This window comes from Magnetospirillum sp. 15-1, assembly GCF_900184795.1.
Classification (GTDB): Bacteria; Pseudomonadota; Alphaproteobacteria; order Rhodospirillales; family Magnetospirillaceae; genus Phaeospirillum.
The window spans coordinates 277436-294068 of the sequence record NZ_FXXN01000024.1; the positions used below are offsets into that span (position 1 = coordinate 277436).

Annotated in this window: 17 protein-coding genes; 4 read left to right on the forward strand and 13 right to left on the reverse strand. The window is 67.0% G+C overall.

Features of this window, described 5'->3' with window-relative positions:
• Positions 1 to 47: 47 nt before the first annotated feature.
• From CP958_RS12530 to CP958_RS12555, 6 genes are all read right to left on the reverse strand, one after another.
• Positions 48 to 1634, reverse strand: coding sequence for a benzoate-CoA ligase family protein (locus CP958_RS12530; RefSeq protein ID WP_096702279.1), 1587 nt, complete (start codon positions 1632 to 1634; stop codon positions 48 to 50).
• Between the two features lie 47 nt (positions 1635 to 1681).
• Positions 1682 to 2392, reverse strand: coding sequence for an ABC transporter ATP-binding protein (locus tag CP958_RS12535; RefSeq protein WP_170958955.1), 711 nt, complete (start codon positions 2390 to 2392; stop codon positions 1682 to 1684).
• Complete coding sequence (locus CP958_RS12540; protein WP_096702281.1) at positions 2392 to 3156, reverse strand: ABC transporter ATP-binding protein; 765 nt, start codon at positions 3154 to 3156, stop codon at positions 2392 to 2394. Before CP958_RS12540 ends, CP958_RS12535 begins: the two co-directional genes overlap by 1 nt.
• Entirely contained in the window at positions 3153 to 4244 is a 1092-nt protein-coding gene (locus tag CP958_RS12545) for a branched-chain amino acid ABC transporter permease (RefSeq protein WP_242442874.1), read from the reverse strand. The genes CP958_RS12540 and CP958_RS12545 overlap by 4 nt, the downstream gene beginning before the upstream one ends.
• A complete protein-coding gene (locus tag CP958_RS12550) occupies positions 4241 to 5101 on the reverse strand; it encodes a branched-chain amino acid ABC transporter permease (protein WP_096702282.1) in 861 nt (286 codons plus the stop codon). The genes CP958_RS12545 and CP958_RS12550 overlap by 4 nt, the downstream gene beginning before the upstream one ends.
• Before the next feature lie 127 nt (positions 5102 to 5228).
• Positions 5229 to 6425, reverse strand: a complete 1197-nt coding sequence (locus CP958_RS12555) for an ABC transporter substrate-binding protein (protein WP_096702283.1) — start codon at positions 6423 to 6425, stop codon at positions 5229 to 5231.
• A gap of 260 nt (positions 6426 to 6685) precedes the next feature.
• On the opposite strand from CP958_RS12555, the gene CP958_RS12560 reads away from it, so the two are divergent.
• Complete coding sequence (locus tag CP958_RS12560) at positions 6686 to 7375, forward strand: fumarylacetoacetate hydrolase family protein (RefSeq protein WP_096702284.1); 690 nt, start codon at positions 6686 to 6688, stop codon at positions 7373 to 7375.
• A gap of 138 nt (positions 7376 to 7513) precedes the next feature.
• Here CP958_RS12560 and CP958_RS12565 read toward each other — a convergent pair whose 3' ends face one another.
• A complete protein-coding gene (locus tag CP958_RS12565; RefSeq protein ID WP_096702285.1) occupies positions 7514 to 9196 on the reverse strand; it encodes an ATP-binding protein in 1683 nt (560 codons plus the stop codon).
• Positions 9197 to 9478: 282 nt separating this feature from the next.
• Here CP958_RS12565 and CP958_RS12570 point away from each other — a divergent pair, with 282 nt between their 5' ends.
• Entirely contained in the window at positions 9479 to 10957 is a 1479-nt protein-coding gene (locus CP958_RS12570) for a hypothetical protein (protein WP_096702286.1), read from the forward strand.
• A gap of 7 nt (positions 10958 to 10964) precedes the next feature.
• On the opposite strand, the gene CP958_RS12575 is transcribed toward CP958_RS12570, so the two are convergent.
• From CP958_RS12575 to CP958_RS12595, 5 genes are read right to left on the reverse strand one after another with little or no spacing between them, the layout of a single operon-like run.
• Positions 10965 to 11369 carry an iron-sulfur cluster assembly scaffold protein gene (locus CP958_RS12575; RefSeq protein ID WP_096702287.1) on the reverse strand — a complete coding sequence of 135 codons (405 nt, stop codon included), beginning with the start codon at positions 11367 to 11369 and terminating at the stop codon, positions 10965 to 10967.
• A complete protein-coding gene (locus tag CP958_RS12580; protein WP_096702288.1) occupies positions 11366 to 12568 on the reverse strand; it encodes a cysteine desulfurase in 1203 nt (400 codons plus the stop codon). Before CP958_RS12580 ends, CP958_RS12575 begins: the two co-directional genes overlap by 4 nt.
• Positions 12565 to 13134 carry a nucleotidyltransferase family protein gene (locus tag CP958_RS12585; protein ID WP_096702289.1) on the reverse strand — a complete coding sequence of 190 codons (570 nt, stop codon included), beginning with the start codon at positions 13132 to 13134 and terminating at the stop codon, positions 12565 to 12567. The genes CP958_RS12580 and CP958_RS12585 overlap by 4 nt, the downstream gene beginning before the upstream one ends.
• A complete protein-coding gene (locus tag CP958_RS12590) occupies positions 13131 to 13916 on the reverse strand; it encodes an FAD binding domain-containing protein (protein WP_096702290.1) in 786 nt (261 codons plus the stop codon). The genes CP958_RS12585 and CP958_RS12590 overlap by 4 nt, the downstream gene beginning before the upstream one ends.
• A complete protein-coding gene (locus CP958_RS12595; protein ID WP_096702291.1) occupies positions 13916 to 14392 on the reverse strand; it encodes a (2Fe-2S)-binding protein in 477 nt (158 codons plus the stop codon). Before CP958_RS12595 ends, CP958_RS12590 begins: the two co-directional genes overlap by 1 nt.
• Positions 14393 to 14461: 69 nt before the next feature.
• Here CP958_RS12595 and CP958_RS12600 point away from each other — a divergent pair, with 69 nt between their 5' ends.
• Positions 14462 to 15031, forward strand: coding sequence for a type II toxin-antitoxin system antitoxin SocA domain-containing protein (locus CP958_RS12600; protein WP_096702292.1), 570 nt, complete (start codon positions 14462 to 14464; stop codon positions 15029 to 15031).
• Entirely contained in the window at positions 15028 to 15867 is an 840-nt protein-coding gene (locus CP958_RS12605) for a glycoside hydrolase family 25 protein (RefSeq protein WP_242442875.1), read from the forward strand. The genes CP958_RS12600 and CP958_RS12605 overlap by 4 nt, the downstream gene beginning before the upstream one ends.
• On the opposite strand, the gene CP958_RS12610 is transcribed toward CP958_RS12605, so the two are convergent.
• Positions 15864 to 16598, reverse strand: a complete 735-nt coding sequence (locus CP958_RS12610) for a polysaccharide deacetylase family protein (protein ID WP_170958956.1) — start codon at positions 16596 to 16598, stop codon at positions 15864 to 15866. The genes CP958_RS12605 and CP958_RS12610 overlap by 4 nt on opposite strands.
• Positions 16599 to 16633 lie beyond the last annotated feature (35 nt).

The window sequence follows — 16633 nt, forward strand, 5'->3', positions numbered from 1 at the left end:
GAATGTCGAGGGAGTGTCGTGTGACACTCCCTCGATCATGACAGGCCCTACATCTGCGACAGGGTTCCGCGCAGCTTGAAGCGCTGAATCTTGCCGGTGGCGGTCTTGGGGAGCGCCTCGACGAATTCCACCCAGCGGGGGTATTTGTAGGGTGCCAGCTTGGACTTGACGTAAGCCTGAAGCTCCTCCTTGAGGACCTCCGAGCCGGTCTCGCCAGGCGCCAGGACCACGAAGGCCTTGGGCTTGACCAGGCCTTCGGAATCGGCCTCGCCCACCACGGCGGCTTCCAGCACCTTGTCGTGGGAGATCAGGGCGGCCTCCACCTCGAAGGGCGACACCCAGATGCCGCCGACCTTCAGCATGTCGTCGCCACGGCCGGCATAGCGGTAGTAGCCGTCATCGTCCACATAGTACTTGTCGCCGGTGTGGGTCCACTCGCCCCGGAAGGTCTTGAGCGACTTCTCGCGCTGGTTCCAGTAGGCGGTGGCCGAAGAGGGGCCGCGCACCACCAGTTCGCCCATCTCGCCCTGGGGCAGTTCGTGGCCGTCGTCGCTGCAGATCTTGAGGTCGTAGCCCGGCACCGGCTTGCCCGAGGTGCCATAGCGGACCTCGCCGTGACGGTTGGACAGGAAGATGTGCAGCATCTCGGTGGAGCCCAGACCGTCCAGGATGGCGGCGCCGAAGCGTTCCTCCCAGCGGCGGCCCACATCCTCGGGCAGGGCCTCGCCGGCCGAGACGCAGGCGCGCAGGCGGGTCGAGGCGGTCTCACGCTTGTATTGCGGATCGGCCAGGATGGTGCCGTAGAGCGTCGGCACGCCGTAGAAGATGGTCGGCTGATGATCCTTGAGTAGCTTCATCACCGCTTCCGGCGTCGGACGGTCCTTGAGCAGCACCGAGGTGGCGCCCACGTGCAGCGAGAAGGTCATGCCGTTGCCCAGGCCATAGGCGAAGAACAGCTTGGCCGCCGAATAGGTGACGTCGTCCTCGCGGATGCCCAGCACCTGCTGGCCGTAATGCACGGCGGTGGCCGGCAGATCGCGCTGCAGGTGGACGGCGCCCTTGGGCGCGCCGGTGGAGCCCGAGGAATACAGCCAGAAGGCCACGTCGTCGCGGGTGGTCTCGGCGGTCTTCAGCTTGGGCTCGGCCTTGGCCAGCAGGTCGGACAGCAAGGTGTGGCCGTGGGCGTTCTTGCCCGAGATCACCACGTGCTCGAGCATGGGCAGATCGGGCAGGATGGGCTCGACCTTGTCGAACAGCTCCTCGCTGATCACCAGCACGCGGGCGCGGGAATCGGACAGCATGTAGCCGTAATCGCCCGTGGTCAGCAGGGTGTTGAGCGGAATGGGCACGATGCCGGCCTTGACGGCGCCCCAGAACACCGCCGGAAAATCGACGGTATCGAGCATGATCATGGCGATGCGGTTCTCCATGTGGAGACCCAGGCTCTTCAGCGCATTGCCCGCCCGGTTGACCTTGTCGGCCAGTTGGCCGTAGGTGTGGCTGCCATCGGCATCGATGAAGGCCACCTTGTCGGCCCGGCCATCCTTCAGATGGCGGTCGATGAACCAGGTGGCGGCGTTATAGTCGCGCGGAATATCGAGCGCATGCTCGGACGAGGCGTTGGGGGACGTCATGAGGTGTTCTCCTTCCTCCTTAAACGGGTTGGCGACTGCTTTGCCGGTCAGAGCCCGATATGTCGTTCGAGTATGCTCGAATCGCTTTTCAGTTGCTGTGGGCCGCCGTCATATACCACCTCGCCCTTGACGAGGATGACGTGACGATCGGCAAGGTCCAGCAGGACCCCCACATTCTTGTCCACCACGATGGTGGCGATGCCGGTATCCTTGACGGCGCGCACCACCCGCCAGATCTCACGGCGGATCAGCGGCGCCAGGCCCTCGGTGGCCTCGTCCAGGATCAACAAATCGGGATTGGTCATCAGGGCGCGGCCGATGGACAGCATCTGCTGCTCGCCGCCCGAGAGAAAGGTGCCCATGTTGTCCAGGCGCTCGGCCAGACGGGGAAAGGTCTCCAGCACCCGCTCATAGGTCCAGTCGGCCCGGCCGCCGGCCCCCTTGCGCGCCGCCATCAGCAGATGCTCGCGCACGCTGAGGTTATGGAACATGCCGCGCCCCTCGGGGACATAGGCGATGCCGTGACGGATCACCGCCGAGGTCTCCATGCCGGTGACCTCCCTGCCGCGCACCGCGACCTTGCCCCGGCGCGGGCTGACGATACCCAGCAGACTTTTCAGCAGGGTCGACTTGCCCATGCCGTTGCGGCCCATCAGCGCCACCGTCTCGCCCACGCCGACGCGGAAATCCACGCCGTGCAGCACATGACTGGCGCCGTAATAGGTGTGCAGGCCGGTGGCGTCGAGGAAGGTCTCCATCAATAGGCCTCCGCCCCGTCGCCGAGATAGGCGTCCTGCACCGCCTTGCTGGCCCGGATCTGGTCCAGCGGCCCGCTTTCCAGCAAGGTGCCGTTGACCATCACCGACAGAACCTTGGCGATGGCGAACACCGCGTCCATGTCGTGCTCGATGAGGATCAGGGTATAGGCCTGGGCCAGTTCCTGCAGCAGGCCGACCATGCCCTCGGATTCCTCCTTGCCCATGCCGGCCAGCGGCTCGTCGAGGACCAGGACCTGGGGCGCGGTGGCCAGCACCATGGCGATCTCCAGCTGCCGCTGCTCGCCATAGGACATGGTGCCGGCGATGCGCCCGGCCCAGGACGCCAGCCCGGCCCGCTCCAACGCCTCGGAGGCCTTGGCGGAAATCTCGCGGTAGGACGCGGCGGGGCGCAGGAAGCGCATGGAGGTGGCAAGATGCGACTGGGCCGCCAGCCGGCAATTCTCGAAGCAGGTGAAGGTGGGGAAGACGTTGGTCTTCTGGTACGACCGCCCGATCCCCAGCCGCGCCACCTTGTGGGCCGGCTGCCGGGTGATGTCGGCCCCCTTGAACATCACATGGCCGCCCGAAGCCGGCAGGTGTCCCGTCAACAGATTGACGAAGGTGCTCTTGCCCGCCCCGTTGGGGCCGATGATGGCGTGGGCCTCGCGCTCCCGAAAACCGATGGACACCGAATTCACCGCGATCAGGCCGCCGAACGCCTTGGTCAGATCCCTGGTTTCGAACAGGAAGGGGGAGACGCTCATTGCCCACCCTCCTTCGGTCTTGTTTGCCCCTCAAGCGCCGGGCTGTCGCTCTCGCTCCCTTGGCTCCTCCGCGGCGCTCCGGGCGCCTCAATGGCGCCGCGCTCGACCACGGTCTCGCTCGTTCCACACCACTGCAGCAGCAGCCCGGCCACGCCCTTGGGCAGAGCCAGGACGATGGCGATCACCAACCCGCCCATGGGCAGCAGCCAGTGCTCGGTCACCGCCTCCAGGCCGAAATGGGCCAGTTCCAGGATGAAGGCCCCCAGGATGGGGCCGAACAGGGTGCCCATGCCGCCCAGGATGACCATCACCAGCACATGGCCCGACTGGTGCCAGCCCAGCATGGCGGGGCTGACGAAGCCGTACTGGGTGGCGGCCAGAAAGCCGGCCAGCCCAGCCAGGGCGCCGGCGATGGCGAAGGCCACCAGCTTGTAGGCCATGGGATCGAAGCCCAGACCGCGCACCCTGCCTTCGTTGACGCCGATGGCGGCCAGCACCCGGCCGAAGGGCGAGGCCACCACCACCCGCAGCAGCAGGTACACCGCCACCAGACAGCCCAGCACCGCGAAGAAGAAGGCCTGCTTGCTCTCCAGATTGACCAGGGTGATGCCGAACGCCTCGACCACCGGCTTGACGTAGATGTAGGCGCCGTCCGAACCGCCGGCCAGCTTGGAATCGTTGAAGAAGTAATAGCCCATCTGCCCGAAGGCCAGGGTGACCATGATGAAGTAGATGCCGGCGGTGCGGATGGCCAGGAAGCCCACCACGGCCGAGGCCAGCGCCACCGCCCCCATGGCGGCGGGCAGCACCACCCACAGATTGGCCGCCTCGTATTGCGGGGAGAGCAGGGCCAGCATGTAGCCGCCCAGTCCGAAGAAGGCAGCATGGCCCAGACTGACCAGCCCCGCCACCCCCACCAGCAGGTCGAGACTCATGGCCAGGATGGCCAGGATCATGATGCCGGTCAGCTTCTGCAGCAGGAACGCATACTTGACGGTGAAGGCCAGCGGCCCCCAGGCGGGGAACAGCGCCAGCGCCGCCAGCAGCGCCAGCAGGATCAGGGAAAGCCGCTTGGGAAGGGCGGTCATGAGAACAGCCCCCGCGGCTTCCACAGCAGCACCGCCGCCATGACGCCATAGACGGTGAAGCTGGCGAAATCGGGAACGAAGACCTTGCCGAAGGTGTCGGCCAGGCCGATCAGCATGGCGCCGAGAAAGGCGCCCTTGATGGAGCCGACCCCGCCGATCACCACCACCACGAAACAGAGGATCAGCACGGAATCCCCCATGCCCGGCGCCACCGAGGTGATGGGCGTCGAGATGGCCCCGGCCAGCCCGGCCAGGGCGGCGCCGATGGCGAACACCACGCCGAACAGCAGCTTCACGTTGATGCCCAGGGCCGCCACCATGTCGCGGTTGGAGGCGCCGGCCCGCACCCACATGCCGAAGCGGGTGCGGCTGATCACCAGATACATGCCGACCGCCAGCACGGCGCAGACCGCCGACAACAGCAGGCGGTAAACGGGATAGGACAGGGTCTCGGTCAGCTTGATGGACCAGTTCAGCGCGGCGGGCACCGGCACGCCGTGCACGTCGGCGCCCCAGGTGATGCGGGTCGCCTCGTTGAAGATCAGGATCAGGCCGTAGGTCAGCAGCACCTGATCGAGATGGTCGCGGCGATAAAGGGTGCGGACCAGCAGCGCCTCGATCACATAGCCGATGGCCGCCGCGATGGGCAGCGACAGCAGCACCGCCGCGATCAGGCTGCCGGTGACCCCGGCCAGCCAATAGGCCAGATAGGCCCCCAGCATGTAGAAGGCCCCGTGAGCCAGATTGATGATGCCCATGATGCCGAAGATCAGGGTCAACCCACTGGCGACCAGGAAGAGCAGCAGTCCGTACTGAACGCCGTTCAACACCTGAATCAGGAAAAACCAGAAATCCATCGTGGCTCCAGACCGCGCGCGTCCAAGACCGGGGTGGCCGCGCCGCCCGCCTTCCACGAAGCCCCCGGCCGCCATGGGCGACCAGAGCCTCCACCTCCGTGAAAAGCCGGCGACGCGCCCCGACGGGTCAGCCCATCTTGCAGCCGGTGGCGGGGTCGGCCAACGCCTTCTCCGCCACGCCCAGCACCACCTCCTGCCCGCCCTTGACCTGGCGCAGGTAGACGTCCTGCACCGGATTGTGGGCCTTGGACAGGGTGAAGGTACCGCGCGGGCTCTTGATCACCGCCTTTTCCATGGCGGCGATCAGGTCGGCCTTGGCCGCTGTATCGCCCTTGACGGTGCCCATGCCCTGGAACAGCAGTTGGGCGGCGTCGTAGCCCTGCACCGCGTAGACATCGGCCTCCTTGGAGAACGCCTTGCGGTAGGCGGCGCGGAACGTCTTGTTCTCGGGGGTGTCCAGCGCGTCGGCATAGTGCAGCGTGGTCAGCACGCCCTCGGCCGCCTCGCCCTGCTCCTTCAGCACGCCGTCGGTCAGGAAGCCCGGCCCCATCAGCGGAATGGATTTCAGCCCGGCGGCCGCGTAGTCCTTGACGAACTTCAGGGCGCCCGAACCGGCGAAGAACACGAAGACGCCGTCCGGCTTCAGCGCGGCGATCTCGGTCAGGTTGGCCTGGAACTCCTCCTGCGGGAAGGGAACCAGAATTTGCTTGGCGATCTTGCCGCCCGCCTTGACGAATCCCTGCTCGAAGCCGTTCACCGCCTCTTCGCCCGCCGCGTATTTCCACGACATGGTGACCACGTTCTTGAGGCCGCGCTCCATGGCGACCTTGGCCATGGGATAAGCGGTCTGCCAGTTGGTGAACGAGGTGCGGAAGATGTTCGGCGCGCACAAGGGGCCGGTGGCGGCACCGGCGCCGGCATTGGCGATCACCGTGATGGTGCCGGTTTCCCGCACCACCTTGACCATGCCCATGGCCACGCCCGAGTGGACCGGGCCGACCACGAAGTCGACGTTCTCGCCGGTGACCAGCTTGTTGGTATTCTCGGGGCCCTTGGCGGGATTGGACTCGTCGTCCACGGCGATGAACTGGATATCGCGGCCGCCCAGCTTGCCGCCGCGCTCCTCGAGCGCCAGCTTGAAACCGTTGGTGATGGCCTCGCCCAGCCCGGCATAGGTGCCGGAATAGGGCAGCAGGAAGCCGACCCTGACCTTGGCGGTGTTGCCGATGGCGAAGCGCGTCGGCACGAAGCCGCCGGCGCCCGCGGCCACCAGCGCACCGGTCCGCAGCATAGCGCGGCGGGAAATACCCTTCATATCCTTCATGACAATCCTCCCAGGCTTTCAGGCATGGTCCGTTCCGTCGTCTTGTTCAGGGTTTACGGCTGTCCCCGGCCGGAAGCCCCACTTTCGCCCTTTCCGCTCCACCGGAACGGGCGACATCGCATCGGATACGGATCCACTTAAATCGGCATCCTAATGCGCATTTCGTCCGAATGCAATCTTGCCCCCGGAGCGGAGTTGATCTTGGCCGGCGACCGGTCCACCATTCGCCCGACATCTGGTCAGACCAAGGAGCCCGCGCCGTGACCGCTCATCTCTTCGAGCTTGCCCTTCCCACCGTCGCCGTCAAGGGGGAAGCGGCGCTTTACCCGGTCCGCCGCGTCTTTTGCGTCGGCCGCAACTATGCCGGCCACGCCCGCGAGATGGGCAGCGACCCGAATCGCGAGCCGCCGTTCTATTTCACCAAGCCGGCCGACGCGCTGGTTCCGGGTGGCGGCGACATCCCCTACCCGCCCGGCACCGCCAACCTCCACCACGAGGTGGAACTGGTGGTGGCGCTGTCGCGCCCCGTCTACAAGTGCACGGCCGAGGATGCCAAGTCGGCGGTGTTCGGCCACGCCATCGGCCTGGACATGACCCGGCGCGACCTGCAATTCGCCGCCCGCGACAAGGGGCGTCCGTGGTGCCTGGGCAAGGCGTTCGAATTCTCGGCCCCCATCTCCGCCCTGGTCCGCGCCGACGCGCCCAAGCTCAGGGGCCGCATCGCCCTGGAGGTCAACGGCCAGGTGCGCCAGAGCGGCGATATCGACGAGATGATCTGGTCGGTGCCGGAAGTGATCGCCCATCTGTCCCAGTACTACCATCTGGGGCCGGGCGATCTGATCTTCACCGGCACGCCCGAGGGCGTCGGCCCGGTGGTGGCCGGCGACCGTCTGCGCGGAACCATCGACGGACTGGGCGAACTCGAGGTCCGCATCACTCCAGAAGGCTGAGCGGCGCGCCTCAAATATGAGGCGGGCCGCTCCAGCGCCCGTTGAGGGCGCGGCCAAGGGCGCGGAGGCGCCCGCCCGGCGAGGGAAAATGATAAGGCCTATAGCGTGATGCACATTTTGGGCATCACGCTATAGAACCTAGGCCTCGGCCGACGAGTGCAGGGTGAAGTTGAAGGTCGTGCCCTTCTTGGGCTCGGACTCCACCCAGATGGTGCCGCCGAACCTGTGGACGATGCGCCGGCACAGCGCCAGGCCGATGCCGGTCCCGCCGGGGAAGCGGTTGGGCTCCAGGCGCTGGAAGATGATGAAGATCTTCTCGAAATAGGCCGGCTCGATGCCGATGCCGTTGTCGTGCACCGCGATACGCCACAGTCCCTTGGGCTCCAGCGTGGCGGTGATCTCGATCTGCGGCGGGGCATCGGGCTGGCGATAGATCAGGGCGTTTTCCATCAGGTTCTGGAACAGGCTTTCCGCCTGTCGCGCCTCGGCCAGAACCACGGGCAGCGTGTCCATCTTGATGGTGGCGCCCGACGCCTGGATATCCGGCCCCAGATTCGCCAGCACGGCCTCCACCACCGCGTTCAAATCCACCGGCACGAATTCCGGCGGCGAGCGCGACACGCGGGCATAGTCCAGCAGGTCGGGAATCATCGACGACATATGCTTGGCGCCGCCGACGATATAGCCGATGAATTCGTCGGCATCCTTGTCCAGGCGTCCCTCGTAGCGCCGCGCCAGCAATTGCGCGTAGCTGGCGATATTGCGCAGCGGCGTCTGCAGGTCATGGGACGCCACATAGGCGAACTGCTCGAGATCGGCGTTGGAGCGCGCCAGTTCCTCGGTCCGCCGTTCCAGCGCCCGCCAGGTGCGCAGCATGCCGATGCCGCCCAGGGAGGTGACGATGATGAAGGCGCCGGCCAGGACGATCACCTTGATGCCTTCCTTGCGCCACTCGCCCAGATAATCCTCGGTCGCCATGCCCACCAGGGTGATCAGCGGGTAGTTGGCGATGGGCTGGTACGAGAAGGTGCGCCGGATGTTGTCGGCACCGGCCACCGCCTCGTAGGTGCCGCCCTGGGGATGGGCGGTGATCCGGGCGGTGAAGGTCGGCGAGACCGTCGTCTGCCCCACATAGCCGGCGTGGGGAAAGCGGGCGAGCAGGTCGAAGTTGCGCGAGGCGTCGCCGCGCATCACCACGGTGCCCTGGGGTCCGACCTCCAGGTTGTTGAACTTTTGCTCGAACCACGCGATGGTCACCGGGGCGAAGACGATACCGCCGAAGCTGCCGTCGGACAGGGTCAGCCGGCGGGCGAAGATCAGCACCCACTTGTTGCTGATGCGCCCCAGAATCGGCGGCGAGATCACCAGCCCCAGCTTGGGATCGTCGCGCAGGCTGCTGAAGTATTCGCGGTCCGCCGTATTGATTCCGACCTGCGGCTCTTCCGAACCGGCGATCACATCGCCCGCCACGTTGGCCAGACGCAGGCTGTCGGTCATCTTCAGGCGGCCTTGCAGATGCTCCAGAAAGGCCTTCATCTCCGACCCGGCGAGAGCTCCGCCGGTGCGTTGAATCCGCGCCGCCTCGTCGGCAACGGAAAGCAGGGCGAGGTCGATCTGGTCGATATCGCCGGCGATGCTTTGGGAAACCAGGCGGTTGGTGTTGCGCGTCGTGACGGCCGCCCGGTCCTGGTACTGGCGGTAGCTGGCGTCCAGGGACATCCAGGCAAGGCCGAGAACCGAGGCGTTGACGAACAGCAGCAATGCCACCAGCCGCCAGCGCGACGCCTTGAATTTATTGAAATCGGCCTTTACCGCCGCCACTCCCGGCCCTCCTCCCCAGAAGGACAATAGCGTAGGGGAATCACCTTACCTTAAGCCAATAGGGCTTGCCCAGATATTCCAATACGCTCGCAACGTTAAATTCATGGCTGACAGCAACCCGGAATTCTTCCCTGAGGATAGTTGGCTCTAATATATAAGTAATCACCCGATCCCATCTTGCCCATCTTGGTTCAATTGCAAAAATCATTTGATGCCGCGAGACCTCGACGATAATGATGGCGGGGGCGAGGGACTAGCAAACGGGCAGCGGGTTATCATTCGATGGCATCACCGATCAGAGACGATCTTGAGGCGGCGCCGGAAGCTCTGCTGGAAGGCGCCTACTGCGCCAAGCTCGAGGATTTCTACTCCCCCGGGTCGCGCGATCTCATCGGCCGCTTCCTGACCAATTTCACGGAATCCCTGGTCATCACGCCGACGGAACTGGTGTTCTCGGCCAAGTACCAGAAGCGTCTCAGCGATACCGGCCGTATCATGATGAACGCCGTCGACAAGATCGCCACCCTGCAGGCCAAGACCAGGGGCGAGAGCGCGGCCCAGCGGCTGCGCGACCTCAACGCCCTGATCAGCGCCGGCATGAAGAAGGCGTGGGACGACGACAAGGACAAGCCGCCACCCGCCGTCACGCCGGAAAGCTTCTCCGCCTACTGTGCCGGCCTGAAGGGAAGTCCGGCGGAGAACAATTACGCGGCCAACCGTGCCCTGACCGAGATTCTGTTCTCCCATAAGGTATGGAAGGACAAGATCGCCGTCCTGGTGAAGATGTTCGCGCTGACCAAAGGCAAGGACGAGAACCGCCATGTCGAGCAGGTTCTGTCCGAATGCCTGAAGAGCGATCCGGCGCTGGACCAGATGCTGGGCCTGTGCGAGACGCTGGAGGAGCGCTGCAACGACCTCGCCGATCTTTGGAAGGGCGAGTGGAAGCAGCGCGATACCGCCCATCCGGTGGTCGAGACCATCGCCGCCATGATTTCCGACGGCTCGGCTCCCAATTGCAAGGCCTCGGTGGAATATTCCCTGCTGCGCACCCTGGCCAGCAAGATGCCGCTGCGCTCGGCCGAGCCCGAGATCGAGATTTTCGCCCTGTTCGACCTGTTCAAGCGCATGTGGATCGGGACCACCCTGATCGGCGGCGGCAAGGCGCTGATCTCGCTGGAACGCCGCCAGGCCCGCCACCTCAACAAGGAAGGCGTCACCGACCTGCTGCGCGAGCGCAAGGTGGTGGCCGACCGTTACGCCTTCCTGATGCAGTTGAGCACGGTGGCGGTGGGCCAGGGCAACCGGGCCATGCTGAAGACCTTCATCGAGCACTATTTCGGCGACAAGGATTTCATACCGCGCGTGGTGGCGGGCCAGGAGCCCCCGGTGCCCAAACTGCAGACCTTGACCGGCATCCACCGGACGATCAAGGCCTCGTGGCTGCCCGACGGCGACAAGGTGGCGTTCGCGGCCCAGGTGGAGGCGGCGCAAACCCAGTTGCTGAAGAATTCCCGCCTGTTCGAGCAGATCGACAAGAAGGGCGGCGGTCCGGCCCAGAAAGTCCTGACCCTGCTGGACCTCTCCCGCAAGGGAACCTTCATCGACGGCGGCAACATGGATGCGGTCCGCCAGATCCTGAACGGCTATCTGCGCGACGGCGGCTTCCTGACCGACTACCTGGGCACCGCCTCGGGAGAGGAACGGGACCGCAAGATGCTCCTGCTGACCAAGACCCTGGCCAGCATCGGCATCATGGTCTGAAGTCCCCTCACCCTCCCTTGGTCGCCTTGACCAGGGCCTTGAAGGGCAGCAGGACGCAGGCGTGGCGGCTCTTGTGCGGCCGTACCGGCAAAAAGACCGCCAGGGCGGGAAAGGCCGGATCGGCCCCCGTCTTCAGCATGCCCGAGACCTGATCGAGCAGTCGGGCGGCGTCATCGGCCTCCAGGCCGACCGCCCTTTCCTCCGCCAGCGCGGCGGCGGCCTTGCACAGCAGGCAGCCCTTGACCCGGTGGCCCGACGCCGTCACCCGGCCGCCCTCCAGCGCGACATCCAAACTGACCCGGTCGCCGCACAGGGGATTGTCGAGGGTAACGCTGGCATCGGCGCCGTCCAGCACCGCCGGTTCCCTGGCGGCCAGTTCCTTGATGGCCGCACCGTACAGATCATCACTCATCGCAGCACCTTCACCGCCTCGGCCAATCCCCGCAGCAGGGCGTCCACGTCATCCCGGTTGGTGTAAGGAGCCAGCGAGGCGCGCAAGGTCCCCTCCTCCAGCCCCAGCACGCTCATCAGCGGCCGGGCGCAATGGGCGCCGCCGCGCACCGCCACGCCGCGCTCGGCCAGCAGATGCGACAGGTCGTGGGGATGGCAGCCCTCCGCCGTGAAGGACACCACCGGCACGCGGGCCTCGAGGCCCAGCGGCCCGACGATCCTCACCCCCGCCATGGAACGCAGCCCATCCAACAGGTGCCAGGTCAGGGCCGCTTCCTGCTGATGCACCGCCTGCCAATCCAGGCCGCTCATCCAGTCCAGGGCGGCGGCCAGCCCCACCGCCTGGGCCACCGGCGGAGTACCCGCCTCGAAGCGGTGGGGCGGCTCGCCCCAGGTGAAATCATCGTCGCCCACCGTACCGACCATGCCGCCACCCACCACCAGCGGCGCCATGCCGTCGAGAATTTCCGCCCGCCCCCACAGCACCCCGATACCCGTGGGGCCATAGGCCTTGTGCCCGGCGAAGGCGTAAAGATCGGCTCCCAGGGCGCGGGGATCGACGCGGCCGTGCGGCACCATCTGGGCACCGTCCACCACCAGCCGGGCGCCCACTCCATGGGCCGCCTCGGCCAGCCGGGGCAGATCGCTGACCGCGCCGCTGACATTGGAGGCATGGGTCGCCACCACCACCTTGCAGCGCGGCGTGACCACGGCGCCGAGACCGGAGAGGTCCAGCCGCCCGTCCGGGGTGACCGGCAGCCAGCGCAGGCCGAAGCCCCGCTCCTTGGCCAGGGCCATCCACGGCAGGCAGGAGGAATGGTGTTCCAGCCGGCTGACCACCACCTCGTCGCCCGGCCCCAGAGTCCGCCCCAGCCCCCAGGCCGCCATGTTGAGCGCCAGGGTGCAGCCGGCGGTGAACACCACCTCCTCGGCCGGAGCGTTGAGGAAACGGCCCACCGCGGCACGGGCGCCGTCATAGGCGGCATCGGCGCGCTGGGCCATCTCGTGCAGGCCGCGCCGCACATTGGAACGGGCGGTGCGGTTGTGGTGGGTCACCGCCTCGGAGACCAGGCCCGGAATCTGCGCCATGGCGGCGCTGTCCAGGTAGTGGAAGCCCGGCCGGGCCAAGGCGGGAAAGGCTTCGCGAATGGTCTGGCTCATGTGTCTCCCCCCAATGCCCGCAAGGCCTCGGGCGTATCCACGTCGATCAGGATTCCGTCGTCGGCCACCACGACCTCGGCAACCGCCTCGGCATGCTCGGCGATCAGGCCCCTGGCGCCCTTGTCGCCGGTCAAGCCTTGGATTTCCGCAAAGTAGCGCCGCGCCAGCAGCACGGGATTGCCCCGCCGTCCCTGGAACACCGGGACGCAGATGCCATCCGGCCGGAACGCCGCCGCCAGGGCGGCCACGTGCCCGGCCGTTACCCTGGGCATATCGGCCAGCAGCACCATCACGCCCTCGGCCCCGGCGGGCAAGGCCGCCACTCCGGCCGCCAGGGACGAGGCCATCCCCCGCGAGGGATCGGGATTGACCACCCGGATCACCCCGGCCGGCAGATGGGGCTGCGCCTCCGGTCCGGTGACCACCAAAACCGGCGACAGGCCGCCGGCCAGGGCCGCCTCGATTGCGCGGTCGAGCATGGAGCGCCCTTCCACCCGCATCAGGCGCTTGTCGCCGCCCATGCGGCTGGCCCGTCCCGCCGCCAGCACCAACCCGGCCAGACTCATTCTTCGCCCTCCTGACCGAGGGCGCGGCGCGCCAGGACGGGGATCAGCGCGGCACGGTATTCGGCACTGGCATGCAGGTCGCGGCTGAGTTCGTCGGCGGGAACGCTCAGCCCCTCCAGGGCGGTCGGTGAATAATCCTGGGCCAAAGCCGTCTCGAAGTCCGTCAGGCGGAACGCATACGATGCCGCCCCGGTCACCGCCACCCGCACCCCCTCGTCCGTCTCGGCGACGAACACCCCGGCCACCGGATAGCCCGAGGCGGGATTGCGCACCTTGGCATAGCCGGCGCGGCGCGGCCGGGGATAGCTGACCGACACGATCAGTTCGCCGGGTTCCAGCGCCGTCTCGAACATGCCGAGGAAGAAATCGTCGGCGGCGATGATCCGCCGGTCGGTATGGATGTCCGCCCCCAGCCCCAGCACCCCCGCCGCGTGGTCGCTGGCCGGGTCGGCATTGGCCAGCGCCCCGCCCAGGGTTCCCATGTTACGGACCTGCAGATCGCCGATGGAGCCGGCCAGCCGGGCCAGGGCGGCAATCTCGCGGCACTCCGCCAAGGCCGCATGGGTGGTCGCCGCCCCCACCACCAGCCGGCCCGGCTCGATGTCGATTCCCGACAATTCCGGCAGGCGGGCCACGTCGATCAGGGCGGTGGGCTGGGCGAGGCGCAGCTTCAGGGCCGCCAGCAGGCTCTGGCCGCCGGCCAGATAGCGCCGCTCCAGGCCGTCATGGGCCGCCACGGCCTCGGCGAGACTTTGCGGACGGAGATAGTCGAAGGGAAACATCAGCCCTTCTCCCGGATAGTCTGGGCGATGGCCTCGACGATGGGGCGATAGCCGGTGCAGCGGCACAGATTGCCATCCAGGCCGTGACGGATGGCCGCCTCGTCGGGGCTGTCCAGGTGGGCGACCAGATCCAGGCCGCTCATCACCATGCCCGGCGTGCAGAAGCCGCATTGCAGGGCGTGGCGGTCGCGGAAGGCGGCCTGCAGCGGGTGCAGATTTTCGCCCCCATCCGCCCCCTCGGTGGCCACGCCCTCGATGGTCAGAACCCGGCGCCCGTCGGCCTGGGCCGCCAGGATCAGACAGGATTTGGCGGCGCGGCCGTCCAGATGGATGGTGCAGGCGCCGCACTGGCCGGTATCGCAGCCCACATGGGTGCCGGTCAGCCCGAAGCTTTCGCGCAGCAGCGTGACCAGCAGGGTGCGGGGCTCGATCTCCGCCTCCACCTTCCGGCCGTTCAGCATGAACGCGACGCGCATGGGCTCGCTCCTTTGATTTGCGCACCCGACGACGCTATCATCGGCATCGCTTCAAGGAAACCGGTCCCGATGCCCATTGCCGTTAAATCCTCTCTCGACGTGGTGTTCTGGATCTCCGATCAGGCGCTGAACGATCGCGAGTACATCCAGCCGCAGAAGCTGCACCGCCTGCTCTATCTGTCGCAGGCCTATTTCGCCGTGGCCTATCACGGCCGCAAGCTGATGCCCGCCACCTTCGTCACCGACGCCTTCGGGCCGGTGGAGCCGACGGTGTTCCACGCCCTGGCCTTCGGACGGCCGCACATGATCGAGGGCAACGCGCTCAGCGATCAGGTGCGCCATTTCCTCGACGGCATCTGGCGGCGCTACGGCCCCTACACCGCCGACCAGCTGACCAAGAAGATCGCCGAGCACGCCCCCGTCGCCCTGGCCATGGCCAAGGGCCAGAACGAGGAAATCCCCTTCGCCGACATGGTGAAGTACTATTCCGACGAGGCCGCCGCCCGCAACAAGCCGGCCTCGGCGGTGGATTCCATCGATCAGGTGCTCAAACCCCGCATGATGCGCTCCCAGAACGGCAAGCCGGTCACCGTCTCGGCCTGGAAGCCCAAGGCCGCTCCCGTGAAGAAAGACGAATGATCACGCGGCGCGCCCTGCTGTCCTCCGGCCTCGCCCTGGGGCTGGCCGCCTGCGCCGGCGAGCCGGCCCGCATGGCCCGTCCGCCCCGCCCCAAGGCCACCCCCGGCATGGTGGACGAGCCGGCCCTGGTCGGGCTCAACGCCATTATCGACCTGCACCACGCCAACGGGGTAAAGAGCTTCGCCGCCGCCCGCGAGGCCAGCGGCGTGCTGGCGGTGATCCACAAGGCCAGCGAAGGCGACTGGCAGGACCCCCGCTACGAGGAGCGCCGCGCCGAAGCCATGGGTGCCGGCCTGCTGTGGGGCGCCTACCATTTCGGCACCGGACAGCATCCCGGCCGCGCCCAGGCCCGGATGTTCCTGGCCGCCGCCCGGCCCGATCCCGCCACCCTGCTGGTTCTGGACCTGGAGCTGAATGAACGCGCCCCCGGCAACACCATGCGTCTCGATGCGGCCGAGGAGTTCGTGCGCGAAATCGCCGAAACCACCGGCCGCCTGCCGCTGCTCTATACCCATCCCGCCTGGGCCGACGGCGAGATCCTGCCCGGCCCCAGGGGAAGCGCCTCCCTGGGCGGGCCGATCCTTCCCGGCACGGCGCTGGCCGCCTGCGATCTGTGGCTGGCCGATTATCGCTACGAGCCGGAACTGCCCCGATCCTGGGAAACACGGGGTTGGCGCCTGTGGCAATATGCCGGCGACGACGCCAATACCGGCGGCCCCTTCCGCGACCGCGCCCGCGAGGTCAGAGGCGTCGACCGCTGCGACCGCTCGGTCTTCGCCGGCAGCCGGGAAGACCTTTACCGCTACTGGACCGCCATCGGCCGGGCGGGAGTCTAATCCCGCTTCCTGGCCGGGTTGTCGGTCTGGAACTGCCCGACGGTGACGAAACGGCAGCCCCTGGAGCCCAGATCGTCCAGCACGCCTCCCATGGCGGCGATGGTGCTGTCGTGGATGTCGTGGAACAGGAAGATGCCGTGCGCCCCTTGGCCCACCGGTAGGATGTTCCCCTCGATAGCGCTGACCGTGTGATAGCGCCAATCCTCGCTGTCGCGCGACCACAGCACCACTTCCAGCCCATCCTGGTGAGCGAGACTGACCAGGGCCGGATCATAGGCCCCGTAGGGCGGGCGGAAGTAACGGGGAGTGGCGCCCAGGCTCTTCAACTCGGCCAGGGTATCCTCGATCTCCTTGTGCCGGGCCGCCTCGTCCAGCTTGCGCATGTCGGGGTGGTCCCAGGAATGGTTCTCCACCTCGTGGCCCTCGGCCACCATGCGCCGGATCAGGTCGGGATAGCGGCGGGCATGCTGGCCCAGCACGAAAAAGGTCGCCTTGACCTTGTGGACCGCCAGCAGGTCGAGCAGGGATTCCGTATGCGGCCCCGGCCCGTCGTCGAAGGTGATGGCGCAATCCCCGGCCTTGGCCTTATCGCTGAAATCGAGAGCCGGCGGCCTGGCCGGAAGAGCGGCGACCTTGGGCTCGCTTCCGAAACTCAGCCATTTCGGCCAGGCGAGGGCCGCCTGGGGAACCAGCAGAATGCAAAAGGCAACGGCAAGTCGGCGCATGATCATCCCCGGAACTCCTCTTCCGGGAAACCTGATCATTT